Below are 13,492 nucleotides of genomic sequence, written 5' to 3' on the forward strand. Positions count from 1 at the left end.
AATAATATATGTATATAATTACTTTAGGAAAAGAAAAAATACAGGGATTAAAAAGTCCTTTAGGCTGATAGTACGACATCTAGAAAGCTATTAAACTGAAAAAAGGAAATTAATATATATACAAAAATCTTTGACTGAAATGAATAAAGGAGGTAGAGTGTAGAAAATTTTATTAAATAATCTACATAGATTATAAGGAAGGTTAGTATGAAAAACAAAAAACTTTATTCATCCCTAATGGCTTTGGCCTTAGCCCTAAGTCTTTCTGCTTGTGGTTCTAAGACGGATTCTACTAAGGATACTGGAAAGAAAACAAGTGGACAAGAGGAAAGTAAAAATTCTAAAAATGATCAAGGACAAAGTCCTGATGATTTTGAAAAGCAAACAGCTGATGATACCATCGTTTTAGGTGTTGGTACTATCAATGGAGACTTCATCCAAGGTTACAATAATGATGCGAATGATGTAAATGTTAGAAAATTCATGGGTATTGAAGGTAATAATGGCTATAATTGTTATGTTGTAGATGAGTATGGACAGTTTAAAGCTAATACTTCTGCCCTTGAAAAAGAGCCTGAAGTAACTATGAATGAAGATGGGTCTAGAACTACTAAATTCACCATCAAAAAAGATTTGAAATGGTCTGACGGCGAGCCTATTACAGCTGATGACTACCTTTTCGGAATCCTCCTAGAATCTGACAAGGATTTTAATCCTCTTACAGCTTCTTTGAATGTTGGTGCTGATTCCCTCAAGGGATATAAGGCCTTCAAGAATGGCGATACAGATTCATTCGAAGGACTTAACAAGATAGATGATTATACATTTTCCCTTACAGTTGATGCTTCTCAATTGCCATATTTTGAAGTTCAAGCCCTATCAAATGCTGGCCCAACTCCTATTCACTATATCGGAGAAAATTTAGCTGTGGCAAAAGATGGTAAGAAACTTATTGTCAAAGATGGATACAAAGTAACCGATAAGGATAAAGAAAATTATAAGAAATCTATAGATAGGCAAATCTCCCTTCTAAAAGAAAGCTTTGACAAAGATAACGAAGGAGTTGATAAGGCCAGCGATGATTATAAGAAAGCCAAAGAAGAGTTAGACAAAAAAGAAAAAGACTTAGAGGCTCGTAAAGCTGGCGATGTTGATCCAACAAGACTTCTAATTGAAGAAGCTATGATAAAAGAAACTAGTGATTACAGATTTAATCCTAAGGTTACTTGTGGGCCTTACAAATTCAATAAATTTGAAAATAACATGGTAAAACTTGACCTCAATGAGAATTACAAGGGTAACTTCAAAGGTCAAAAAGCAACTATACCTCACATAATCGTACAATTGGTAAATAGAAATATAGGTCCAGACCTTCTAGAAAATGGCGATATTGACATTTGGGAAGGAGAAACTGATGGTGCCAAAATAGACCAACTCAAAAAAGCGAAAGAGGCAGGGAAAATCCAATTATCTTCTTATGAAAGAAATGGTTATGGAAATATAATCTTCTTAACAGATAGGGGAGCTACTAAATACAAAGAAGTAAGACAAGCTATAGCAAGTCTAATGGATAGAAATGAGTTTGTTCAAGCCTTCCTCGGTGGTTATGGAGTTGTAACAAATGGTATGTATGGCACGAGCCAATGGATGTATAAGGAAAGAGGAGCAGACCTAGAAGGAAAACTTACAAACTGGGTTTTAAATATTGACAAGGCAAACGAGTTATTAGACAAGACCCCTTACAAGTTCGAAAAAGATGGTAAGACTGCCTGGGATAAGAAGAAAGCCTTGGATGAATTTAGCAAAAACCAAGAAGGCTTTGACTATTATAGATATGACGATAAGGGAAATAAACTTGTTGTTAACCAATATGGAGCAGAACAATCTCCAATAACAAGTCTAATATCCAATCAACTTCCTCCAAATGCTAAACAAGCTGGTTTGGAATATAACGTAACAGCAGGTTCCTTCTCAACCCTAATGGATCTATTAAGTTTCCCAAAAGATGATGCCCAATACACAGCCTTCTCAATGGCTTCAGACTTTTCAACACCATTTGACCCATGGTTTTACTATTCATCACAAGGGCCATTTAACAGAAGCAAGGTCAACGATCCAAAGGCTGATGAAGTAACAGCAAAGCTAAGAAAAACCGATCCATCTGACAAAAAAGGCTACCTAGACAAATGGGAAGAATTCCAAAAATGGTACAACGACTACCTACCAGAAATCCCACTATATTCAAATGTCTTCCACACAGGATATTCAAACAGGATTAAAGGTTTTGATGTTATTACACCAGTATGGCAAGCAAGTGATCAAATTAACGCTATGACTCTTGAAAAATAAATATTGTTATTCAACTTATTACAAAAACTGGACTAGTTAACAAACTAATCCAGTTTTTTTGAATATTTTATATTTTGCAAGATATAGGCCTTATCAATAAAAAAATAAAAATACAAGTATTATTTATTCTAAAAACATTTATATTTTTTTCGAATGTGGGAAAACGTTGAAATTTAGGATATCATCGCTTTATTGGGGCTTAAAAGTCTGAATTATATTGCAAAGACCCTTGCAACAATAGCCAAAATTGAGGATATTTAAAGAATAAAAATACCTAATGATGTATAAAATAAATGAGGAAGCTTGACAAAATCCATTTATTAAGTTAAAATATATAAATATAAAAGTTACTTAATTTTTTTAGGGGGAAAACCAATGAAAATGAAAAGAGTTTTTTCTTCATTGATGGCACTTGGACTAGCTAGTACACTAGTTGCTTGTGGCGGTGGAGAAAACAAAGACAAGAAAGCCGATGACAAATCAGCTGATAAAAAAGCGGAAGATAAAGGCGAAGCCAAAGAAGGTGAACAAACTGCTGAAAATTTCCAAAAACAAACCTCAGACGATACTCTAGTAGTAGGTCTTGGTGAGCTTAATGGAGACTTCTACACTGGTTGGACCAACAACGCTGGAGATGTTAAGGTAAGAAGATATCTTGGTATCGAAGGAAACAACGGTTACCAAACAGTAGTTCAAGATGAATCTGGTGCTTGGGTAAACAACCCAGTAGTTCTTGATGGTGATCCTGTATCTGAAAATAATGCAGATGGTTCTAAGACTGTTACTTTCAAAATCAAAAAAGATCTTAAATGGTCTGATGGTAAGCCTGTAACAGCAGATGACTACCTATTTGGTGCACTACTTCACACTCATCCAGAATATGCTAAGCTAACAGCTTCAACAAACCCAGGTTCTGATTCACTTAAAGGCTATGAAGCTTATAAGAAGGGTGATAAGGATGTATTCGAAGGACTCCAAAAGGTTGATGACTATACATTTAAGATTACTATAGATAAATCATTCCTTCCATACTTCGAAGAAGCATCTCTACTAGCATTTACTCCACACCCAATGCACTATCTAAACGAAAACTTAGCTGTTTCTAAAGAAGGTAACAAACTTGTTGCTAAAGATGGATATAAGCCAAGTGATGAAGAAAAGAAGAAATACGTTGAAGGAATTGATGCTCAAATCAAAAAGCAAAACGAAGACTTCAAAGCTAACAACCCAGCTCCAGATGATAAGGCTAATGAACAAGACAAGAAGGCTTACGAAGAAGCTAAGAAAGCTCACGAAGAAGCAATCAAAGACCTTGAATCTCGTAAGAGCGGTGATGTAGATCCTACTCAACAACTTATCGATGAAGCTATGCTTAAAGAAGTAAATGAATACAGACTTAAACCAGAAGTTGTTACAGGACCTTACAAGTTCGATTCTTTCGAAAACAACATGGTTAAACTAAGCCTAAATGAAAATTACGCTGGAAACTTCAAGGGTGATAAAGCTACTATCCCACATGTAATTCTTCAAACTGTAAACAACAAGATTGCTGCTGACCTACTAGAAAATGGAGACATCGATATTTGGGAACAAGAATCTGATGGTGCTGCAATTGACAGAATCAGAGCAGCTAAAGATAAGGGAAAAATCGGTGGCTATAACACATTCGAAAGAAATGGTTATGGTAACGTTCAATTCCTAACAGACAGAGGAACAACAAAATACAAAGAAGTAAGACAAGCTATCGCTCACTTGATGGATAGAAACAGCTTCGTACAATCATTCGCTGGTGGTTACGGTGTAGTAACAAATGGTATGTATGGTACAAGCCAATGGATGTATAAGGAAAGAGGAGCAGACCTAGAAGGTAAGCTAATCAACTATCAAATGAACCTTGACCAAGCTAACGCCCTTCTTGACAAAACACCTTACAAGTTCGAAAAAGATGGTAAGACTCCATGGGATAAGAAGAAAGCTGATGAAGCATTCAAGGCAAATGCTGATAGTTTCGACTACTATAGATACAACGAAAAAGGTGAAAAACTTGTAGTTAACCAATATGGTTCAGATGAATCACCAATTACTACATTAATTTCTAACCAAGTACCAAACAATGCTAAACAAGTTGGTATGGAATACAATGTAACAGCTGGTTCATTCGCAACCCTACTAAACTACTACTACTACCCAGAAGAAAACCCACAATATACAGCATTCAACATGGGTACAAACTTCGGTACACCATTTGATCCATGGTATCAATACAACTCACAAGGACCTTACAACTACTCAAAAGTTAAAGATCCAAAGGCTGATGAGTTAACAACAAAACTTCGTAGAGTAGCACCAGATAAGAAGGAAGAATACCTAGACGCTTGGGAAGAATTCGAAATTTGGTACAATGATTATCTACCAGAAATCCCACTCTACTCTAACCAATATCACACAGGTTATACAAAGAGAGTTAAAGGATTTGATGTTAACACACCAGTATGGCAATCAGAAGATCAAATCAATGCTATCAAACTAGAAAACAAATAATAATTAACAAATAATTTGGGGCTCACGTGAGTGAGCCTTTTTATTTGATATAAATATATACATTAATTATTAGATGAAATACTGAATAATCATAAAAATATTAAAAAATATTGAATAATAATGTCGTAATTTCGCCGAGCCTTAAATCTTTATATGATTTTTATTTACAAATTAAGTAATGGTCATGGTTGACAAAAGGCGACTAATATTATAACATATAACTTATAAAAATTATTAACTTGGGATTGTTTAATCTTTTTTAAAAATACTACATAATTATCAGTGCACTTTAGCTAGATAATCAGTTTCAAGTCACAAAATAGGAAGGGAAAATATGTTTCGTTATATAGTTAAGAGAATAATAAATCTAATACCAGTTGCTCTAATTATATCTGTTATGCTTTTTGCTTTCTCAAAGGCTATGCCTGGAGATCCAATCAAAGCCATGATGCCAACTACAGGGCGAATGACTAAAGCAGAGCAAGAAGAGTTATACCACACTCTTCAAGCAAGATATGGGCTTGATAAATCTTTGCCAGAGCAATATGTAAGATGGTTAGGAAGAACTCTCAAGGGAGATTTGGGAGAGTCTACAAGGGTTAGAAGACCTGTGTCTGAATACCTTGCAGAACCTTTGAAAAATACAATTTTTCTAAATATAGGCTCTACTATCTTATCATTTGTCCTTTCGGTCTTGATAGGAATTAGGTCGGCTACGCACAAGGGAGGATTTTTTGATAAGACCTTCCAGACTTTAACCCTAGTTGGTTTATCAATTCCAGTATTCTTTATTGGACTTATATTGATATTTGTTTTTGCCTTTAGGCTAGGATTATTCCCTGCCAATGGTATGCCTAGAGAAAATACTTTCTCTGAATGGGTAAGATATTTGGTGCTTCCAACGGCAACTCTTACCATAGGTTCTCTTGCATCCTTATCAAGATATGTAAGAAACTCTATGCTAGATGCCCTAGACCAAGATTATATTAGAACTGCAAGAAGCAAGGGTCTAAAGGAGAAGACTGTTGTCTATTCACATGCCTTTAGAAATGCGTTAATTCCTGTAGTTACCGCCCTCACATGGGCTATTCTTGGTATGTTTTCAGGATCAGCTATAACAGAGAGAATATTCTCTTTTAGGGGAATTGGTAATGAGTTGATACTTGCAGTAATGGCTCAAGATTACAATGTAATCCTTGCTCTTTCAATGTTTTACGCAGTCCTAACACTTCTCGGAAACCTACTTATGGATGTGGCTTATGCCCTAGTAGACCCAAGAGTACAATTGGAGGCCTAAGATGAATGCAATAGTTAAAAAATCTTTTAAATCATATGGAAATTTCTTGAAAAATTTCTTCTTTAAGGCCTTTACTTTCTCTAAGGGAGAGGAGTTTGAAGGAGATTTTGATTCTAATAGAAATTTAGGAGAAGATGAACTTCTTCACTCAGATAACAAGAACATAGACAATGGACCAAGAAAAGAAGATGAGAATGACAAGTTTAAAGAAGAAGCTATCATGTCACCTGGTAGGGTTGCTATAAGAAACTACTTTAGAAACCCTCTAGGTATAATTGGACTTGTTCTTTTCCTAGCTATTGTTCTTGTAGTTTTTGTAGGAAGCAAGGTTCTTCCTTTTAATCAATATTACTCACAAGGTAACTTAACAAATGTAGCTCCAGGTGGGGCATATATGAATTATCCTTCTGCTATTGAAAAAGAAGGAGTTGAAAAAATTGCTATCGGTAATACTTTCTCAGCTGGCCTTACCAAAGAAGGCAATATCTATGTTTGGGGCTCAGACAATGAGGATAAAGTTTTACAAATACCAGATAAGGCAAAGGAAGCCTTCAAAAATAGCAAAGTTAAGGATATAGCAGCAGGTGATAGACACATTATTGTTGCTACTGAAGATAATCAAATATATGGTTGGGGAAATAATTCCTTCCAACAAACCCAAACTCCTCCAATGGAAGAATCTAAGATTAAAGAAGAGGGAATCAAGAAACTTGGTGCAGGAGTGCAATATTCTGTAATTCTAACTAACAAAGATAATTTGGTAGTTTGGGGTTCTACTCTTGCAAGTAGACTAAACCTTCTTCCTTCAGATATTAAGGGAAAGGTTGTTGATTTTGCTACAAATCCTATCAATATCTTAGCTATCATGAAAGATGGCTCAATAAGATTATTAGGAGTTATGGGGGCAGAAATTGATACCCAAATGCCTGCCGAGCTTAAAAGCGGCAAGGTTAAGGTTAAGAAGGTTGCCCTAACGAGCTCATCTGCAGCAGCTCTTTCAGAAGATGGCAAGCTTTATGTATGGGGCCCATCAAGAGATCAAGTCTCTGGAGAATATCTACCAAAATTCGATGCAAATATTGTAGATATCAAAGCGAGTGATTCAGTTTTCACTGCCCTTGATGAAAAAGGAAAAATTTATCAATGGGGTAAGGAAAACTACGGCGAGCTAAAGACTCCTGAAGGAGAATTTGATCAAATTTATTCTTCATACTTTAACAATTACGCAGTAAATAAAGAAGGAAAAGTAGAAACTTGGGGTCTTAATGGATTTAGATTTGGATCAGATGATCAAGGTCGTGATATCTTTACAAGGCTTATCCATGGTGGAAAGATGACTATGGTTATCTCCTTGATTTCTACTGTTATACAAATTGTCCTTGGTGTACTAATTGGTATGATATCTGGTTTTGCTGGAGGAAAGATTGATAACGTATTGATGAGATTTTCTGAGATTGTATCCTCATTCCCATTCTACCCAATGCTTATCTCTCTATCTGCCCTCTTGCCACCAGGGGCAAGCCAAGAGCAAAGAATTACTATGGTAATGATTTTATTAGGTCTTTTGGGATGGACGGGTCTGGCAAGACTTGTTCGTGGTCAAATCTTAGCAGAAAGAGAACGTGACTACATTACAGCTGCTAGGGCCTTGGGAGTTAAGAACTGGTCAATAATGATCAAGCATATTTTCCCAAATATCTTATCAATAGTTATAGTAAATGCTACAATAGGCTATGCAGGAAACTTATTAACAGAGTCAGGTCTATCCTTCCTAGGTTTTGGTGTTCAAGAACCAACTCCTTCTTGGGGTAATATGCTAACTGCTGCTCAATCATCAGATGTACTTAATACATACTGGTGGAGATGGGTATTCCCAGCACTTGCAGTATTTTTGACATCATTTTCTGTAAACCTAATCGGTGATGCATTAAGAGATGCCATCGACCCAAGAGCAAATGAGAGATAGGTGATAATATGAGTTTATTAGAAATAAAAAATCTACACACCTACTTCGAAACAAGACGTGGTCTTATCAAGGCTGTAAATGATGTTTCTTTTACAGTCGATGCTGGTAAGACCTTGGGTCTTGTTGGAGAGAGTGGATCAGGTAAGAGCCAAACAGCTATGAGTATCCTTCAGTTGTTTGAAGCTAACCAAAAGATTTACGAAGGTGAAATAATATTTGATGGAGAAAAGATTTCTTCCTACAAGACTAGCCAAATGGAAAAAATCAGAGGGAATAAGATTTCTATGATTTTCCAAGAGCCAATGAGCTCCCTTAACCCAGTCTTTACTGTAGAAAAACAGATTTCAGAAGTTCTTATGCTCCATAAGGGAATGAACAAGAAAGAAGCAGCCCACAGGTGCGAAGAGCTTTTAGCTGCTGTAAAAATCCCTAACCCACATGTTGTAACTAAGCAATATCCTTTCGAGCTTTCTGGAGGAATGAACCAAAGAGTGATGATTGCCATGGCCCTTGCTTGTGAGCCAAAGCTACTAATAGCTGATGAGCCTACAACAGCCTTAGACGTAACAATCCAAGCCCAAATCCTAAGGCTTATGAATGACCTAAAGGAAAAAGCTGGGACATCCATCCTCTTTATCACCCACGACCTTGGTGTAATCAACCAAATGGCAGATGAAGTTGCGGTTATGTATTGTGGTCAAATTGTTGAGCAATCTCCAGTAGAGTTTATCTTCAAACACGATATTACAGATTATAACCATCCATATACAGTAGCCCTTCTTAACTCAATTCCATCTATAACTTCAGATAGAAATGAAAGACTTGATATCATACCTGGAAGCGTGCCACATCCACTTAACCTACCAAAGGGTTGTAAGTTTGCCGACAGGTGTAAGTATGCTACAAAAAAATGTATAGAAGTAATGCCTGATCTTGTTGAAATTAACGAAAATCAAAAGATTAGATGTCATTATCCAAATAGAAAGGAGAGGGAGGAAAATGAGTAATAAAGAAGAGAAAAAAGTCTTATTTAAGATTAGAAATCTAAAGAAATATTTCCCTCTCAAGAAAAAATCCTTATTTGATAGGGGACCTGGTGAGTATGTTCACGCCAACGAGTCTATAAGCCTAGATATCTATCAAGGTGAGACCCTTGGTCTAGTAGGAGAATCTGGTTGTGGTAAGTCTACCTTTGGTAGAACCCTTCTACAAATTTATGACCAAACAGAAGGAACTACCCTTTATTATGGCAAGACAATCGAACAAACAGCTCCTGCCTACATGGCTGATATGATTAAGAAAATCCCTAGCCAGTTTCCTAAATACCACAAGGAACTTGACGAACTTAATGAAATCTACAAGGGCTTGGAAGAAGCTGATACAGACGAAAAAAGAGCAGAGCTAAATGAAAAAGCTATGTTTAAGCGTCGTGAGATAGAAGAAGACTACCTAAATATGATAAGAATTGCTGGAGGTCTTTTGGCAAGCGATGATCTAAACAAGGTTTCTTCAATGCTAAAAGAAAAATATGACATCCTAAAGCAAAGAGCAGCTGTCCTAACAAGCCTAGAAGAAATTGAGCAAAAAACTCAGATGAGATCTAGAACTTGGGATGAATACTATGCTTATCTAGAAAAAAATCCAAAATACAAGGAGCTTCAAAATCAAAAAGAAGCTAAAAGTAAAGAAATTGAAGCGAAGGATGCTATTATTGAAGACTTTAGAAAAACTCTTGAGTCTAAGGATAAATTTGATGAGCTAGAAGCTCTTCGTGATGATGGAATTGACCTTTCAGAACTTAACAACGAGGAGATGAGATCCCTTCGTAAAGACCTACAGATGATCTTCCAAGACCCATATGGATCTCTTGATACTAAGATGACTGTTGGAAATATAATCGGCGAAGGAGTTTTGGGTCATGAGCTCTTTAAGAGTAGAAAAGAAGAGGGCTATAACGAATATATAAGAGAAACTATGGAAAAATGTGGACTTGCTCCATACTTCCTCCATAGGTATCCTCACCAATTTTCTGGTGGACAAAGACAAAGAATTGGTATAGCAAGGGCCCTTGCCTTAAAGCCAAGCTTTATAGTTTGTGATGAGGCAGTAAGTGCTCTAGATGTATCTATCCAATCGCAAATCATTAACCTTCTCCAAGACCTAAAGGATGAAAACAACCTAACCTATCTTTTCATCACCCACGATTTGTCAGTAGTAAAATATATATCTGATAGAATCGGTGTAATGTACTTGGGTGTGCTGGTAGAACTTTGCGAATCAGAAAGAATCTTTGAGAACCCTCTCCATCCTTACACAAGTGCCCTACTTCGTGCTATTCCTAGAACGGACGTAGATCAAGGTCAAGAGCTTCAAATAATTGAGGGAGATATACCATCAGCAGTAAAACCACCTAAGGGATGTAGGTTCCATACTAGATGTGAATATGCTATGGATATCTGTGCCCACTTTGAGCCAGAGCTTAAAGAAAGAGAAGAAGGCCATTTTGTTGCCTGCCACTTACTTGATGTAAGCGAAGAGGAAAAACAAAAGGCTTACGAAAAAAATAAAGCAGAAAAAGCTAAAAAAGAAGAAGAATTGGAAGAAATGAGTGCTATATGAAAGCTCCTATAGATAGATTTAAGGGAAAAAGTCTGGAAGAAATCTATAAAAAAGAGAGACTCCTAGATAGGGATAATCTCGATAAGAACGATCAATTAGCCATGTTTCTTGCAGCGATGAAGGTGTTTTTGCCTTGGCTCTTACTAATACTTTCACCACTGATAATCTTTGCTTTACTAATATGACTTAAATCCCCTGCAATTGTAGGGGATTTTGTTTTAGCCTAATTTAAGAAGTATAATAAATAGATGAGGCAAAAAAATAAGAAGCGCCAGATCCCTTAGGGGATGACGAGGAAGACAGTTATCGAAAATTCGGCGGGTGCTGTCTGGGTTCACAGCCCTAGTATCTAACAAAACATGGGAGTAATCCTATGGACAGAGAAGATACAGTGGCCTCATAAAAATAAATAGGAGGTTACTATGTGCGGAATAGTATCGTATAAGGGAAAGCTTGATGCAAGAGATGTAATTGTCGATGGTCTAGAAAAATTAGAATATCGTGGTTATGACTCAGCAGGTATAGCTGTGATTGAAGATGGTAAGATTTCTTGTGTAAAAAGAGCAGGAAAACTCAAGAACTTAGAAGAGGCTTTGAAGGAAAATCCTATAGATGGAAATATTGGTATAGGCCATATCAGATGGGCAACTCATGGGGAAGCTAACGATGTAAACAGCCATCCTCATCTTTCAAATAATGGCAAGATTGCTGTAGTTCATAATGGAATTATAGAAAACTACAGACAACTTAGGATGGAGTTGGAAGAAGAAGGCTATAGCTTTAAATCATCAACAGATACAGAAGTTATAGCTGTAATGCTAGAAAAATATTATGATGGAGATCTCTTAGAGGCTGTAAAAGAAGTAAGAAAAAGACTAGAAGGAGCCTTTGCTTGTGGAATAATTTCATCTGATGAACCAAATAGACTTATAGGAATTAGGGTTGAAAGTCCACTTGTTGCAGGAATTATGGATGATTCTTATATCATGGCAAGCGACATTCCTTCAATCTTAAAATATACTAGGGATGTAATCTATCTTGAAAATGGAGATATAATCGACTTTTCTGATGATGGCTACACTATCTATGATGAAAATGACAAGAAGGTTGAAAGGGAGATTAAAAAGATTCAATGGTCAGTTGATGCAGCAACTAGGGCTGGCTACGATCATTTTATGATTAAGGAAATTAACGAACAAGCTTCAGTAATTAATGAGCTTATAAGGTTAAATATCAAAAATAATGATGTCGTTTTTGATGGAGACTCTTTTAGTAAAGAAGAAATAGAAAAATTCAAAAGAATCTATATAGTAGCTTGTGGAACAGCCTACCATGCTGGTCTTATAGGAAAGGTAGCCATAGAAAAGCTAGCCAAGATTCCTGTTATTTGTGATCTAGCATCAGAATTTAGATATAATGATCCTTTTCTTGATGAGGACAGCCTAGTTATCTTTATCTCTCAATCAGGAGAAACAGCTGATAGCCTCAAGGCCCTAAGACTTGCCAAGGAGAAAAAGGCTAAGACTCTTCTTATAACAAACACCTTGGCATCATCTATGGATAGGGAAGCTGATAGGTCTATTTATTGCTATGCAGGCCCAGAAATTGCCGTAGCAAGCACTAAGGCCTATACCAGCCAAGTTCTAAATCTCTATCTCCTAGCTCTAGATTTTTCTAAGAAACTAGGAAGAATTGATGATAACTACCATAAAAACATCATAGAAAATTTGAGGGAAATTCCAGGAAAGATCGATCAAATCCTAGCTTGCGATGAACTTATAAAAGGCTTTGCCGAAGAGATTAAAAATCAAAAGAGTCTATTTTATATAGGTCGTGGTATTGACTACGCAACAGCTATTGAAGCAGCCCTCAAACTCAAGGAAGTTTCATACATTCACACAGAAGCCTTCGCAGCAGGCGAGCTAAAGCATGGAACAATCTCTCTAATAGAAGATAAAACCCCAGTAATAGCTATAATGACCCAAGAAAATTTAATCGGCAAGTGCCTATCTAATGTAGAAGAAGTTGTAGCAAGAGGAGCTAATGTCTTTATAATCGCATCCCACAAAGACACAAGAATGGAAAAAATTACTGAAAATATCCTAGTAGTTCCAAAGACCTTGGATATACTCTATCCTCTCCTAACAGCCCTACCTTGCCAGCTTATGGCCTACTACACATCTCTTGCCAAGGGCATTGATGTAGATAAGCCAAGAAACTTAGCTAAATCTGTAACTGTTGAATAAGAAAATTTGTAAATATTAATAAGATATCGTCATTTATTTTGTAGATGGCGATATTTTTTTGGAAAATATCCATAAAAAACTAAAAAAGATGTTTAGAAAATAAATATGGGGGTAATAAAATAACAAGAAAGATTAATCATTCTAATACAATCAAGGAGGAAGGTCCGATGGGTGATTTCGAATCGTTTAGAAAAACCCCATACGATACTTGTCCTAGAGTTTATTATCTATGTAAAGGAAGAATGGATAGGCTCTCATCCGATTTTGAATCTCACTTAGACTCAGAGATTACTTTTAGGCAAAGATTAGCTATGAAGGATGCAATTGGCAAGCTAGCTTGTGGGGATAGATTAAAATTGAATAGAGATGGACACATGGTCTTTGATGAAAATATTAATTTAGGAGTAAATAAAGATATGGTCTCTGATGTATTGACTAACCTAGGTTGGCTCTAATCGCTTATTGGACTTAACT

Annotated in this window: 9 protein-coding genes; all 9 read left to right on the forward strand. The window is 36.3% G+C overall.

Translation table 11 applies throughout. From position 1 onward, the window contains the following. Nucleotides 1-207 precede the first annotated feature (207 nt). The 9 genes from P6936_RS00500 to P6936_RS00540 all read left to right on the forward strand — a co-directional run bounded on the left by P6936_RS00500 (nucleotide 208) and on the right by P6936_RS00540 (nucleotide 13,473). Entirely contained in the window at nucleotides 208-2,349 is a 2,142-nt protein-coding gene (locus P6936_RS00500) for an ABC transporter substrate-binding protein (protein ID WP_004836539.1), read from the forward strand. 375 nt (nucleotides 2,350-2,724) lie between these two features. Next, on the forward strand, nucleotides 2,725-4,890 hold the full coding sequence (locus tag P6936_RS00505; protein WP_276880544.1) for an ABC transporter substrate-binding protein: 2,166 nt from the start codon (nucleotides 2,725-2,727) through the stop codon (nucleotides 4,888-4,890). A gap of 334 nt (nucleotides 4,891-5,224) precedes the next feature. After that, nucleotides 5,225-6,187: an ABC transporter permease gene (locus tag P6936_RS00510; protein WP_004836536.1), complete on the forward strand. Its 963-nt coding sequence runs from the start codon at nucleotides 5,225-5,227 to the stop codon at nucleotides 6,185-6,187. A gap of 1 nt (nucleotide 6,188) precedes the next feature. Further along, nucleotides 6,189-8,153, forward strand: a complete 1,965-nt coding sequence (locus P6936_RS00515; protein ID WP_276880545.1) for an ABC transporter permease subunit — start codon at nucleotides 6,189-6,191, stop codon at nucleotides 8,151-8,153. A gap of 8 nt (nucleotides 8,154-8,161) precedes the next feature. Beyond that, complete coding sequence (locus P6936_RS00520; protein ID WP_004836534.1) at nucleotides 8,162-9,160, forward strand: ABC transporter ATP-binding protein; 999 nt, start codon at nucleotides 8,162-8,164, stop codon at nucleotides 9,158-9,160. Continuing rightward, nucleotides 9,153-10,772 carry an oligopeptide/dipeptide ABC transporter ATP-binding protein gene (locus P6936_RS00525; RefSeq protein ID WP_276880546.1) on the forward strand — a complete coding sequence of 540 codons (1,620 nt, stop codon included), beginning with the start codon at nucleotides 9,153-9,155 and terminating at the stop codon, nucleotides 10,770-10,772. Before P6936_RS00520 ends, P6936_RS00525 begins: the two co-directional genes overlap by 8 nt. Then, a complete protein-coding gene (locus P6936_RS00530; protein ID WP_004836530.1) occupies nucleotides 10,769-10,957 on the forward strand; it encodes a hypothetical protein in 189 nt (62 codons plus the stop codon). Before P6936_RS00525 ends, P6936_RS00530 begins: the two co-directional genes overlap by 4 nt. A gap of 237 nt (nucleotides 10,958-11,194) precedes the next feature. Continuing rightward, complete coding sequence (gene glmS, locus P6936_RS00535; RefSeq protein WP_276880547.1) at nucleotides 11,195-13,018, forward strand: glutamine--fructose-6-phosphate transaminase (isomerizing); 1,824 nt, start codon at nucleotides 11,195-11,197, stop codon at nucleotides 13,016-13,018. Between the two features lie 167 nt (nucleotides 13,019-13,185). Further along, nucleotides 13,186-13,473 (forward strand): hypothetical protein, encoded by a 288-nt coding sequence (locus P6936_RS00540; protein ID WP_004836528.1) that lies wholly within the window; start codon nucleotides 13,186-13,188, stop codon nucleotides 13,471-13,473. The last annotated feature ends 19 nt before the right edge of the window (nucleotides 13,474-13,492 follow it).

It is taken from the genome of Anaerococcus tetradius, from assembly GCF_947087635.1.
GTDB lineage: Bacteria > Bacillota > Clostridia > Tissierellales > Peptoniphilaceae > Anaerococcus > Anaerococcus tetradius.

Coding starts and splice junctions, on each gene's coding strand:
- P6936_RS00520 (WP_004836534.1), top strand. CDS start 8,162: ATGAGTTTATTAGAAATAAAAAATCTACACACCTACTTCGAAACAAGA.
- P6936_RS00540 (WP_004836528.1), top strand. CDS start 13,186: ATGGGTGATTTCGAATCGTTTAGAAAAACCCCATACGATACTTGTCCT.
- P6936_RS00530 (WP_004836530.1), top strand. CDS start 10,769: ATGAAAGCTCCTATAGATAGATTTAAGGGAAAAAGTCTGGAAGAAATC.
- P6936_RS00505 (WP_276880544.1), top strand. CDS start 2,725: ATGAAAATGAAAAGAGTTTTTTCTTCATTGATGGCACTTGGACTAGCT.
- P6936_RS00515 (WP_276880545.1), top strand. CDS start 6,189: ATGAATGCAATAGTTAAAAAATCTTTTAAATCATATGGAAATTTCTTG.
- P6936_RS00510 (WP_004836536.1), top strand. CDS start 5,225: ATGTTTCGTTATATAGTTAAGAGAATAATAAATCTAATACCAGTTGCT.
- P6936_RS00525 (WP_276880546.1), top strand. CDS start 9,153: ATGAGTAATAAAGAAGAGAAAAAAGTCTTATTTAAGATTAGAAATCTA.
- glmS (WP_276880547.1), top strand. CDS start 11,195: ATGTGCGGAATAGTATCGTATAAGGGAAAGCTTGATGCAAGAGATGTA.
- P6936_RS00500 (WP_004836539.1), top strand. CDS start 208: ATGAAAAACAAAAAACTTTATTCATCCCTAATGGCTTTGGCCTTAGCC.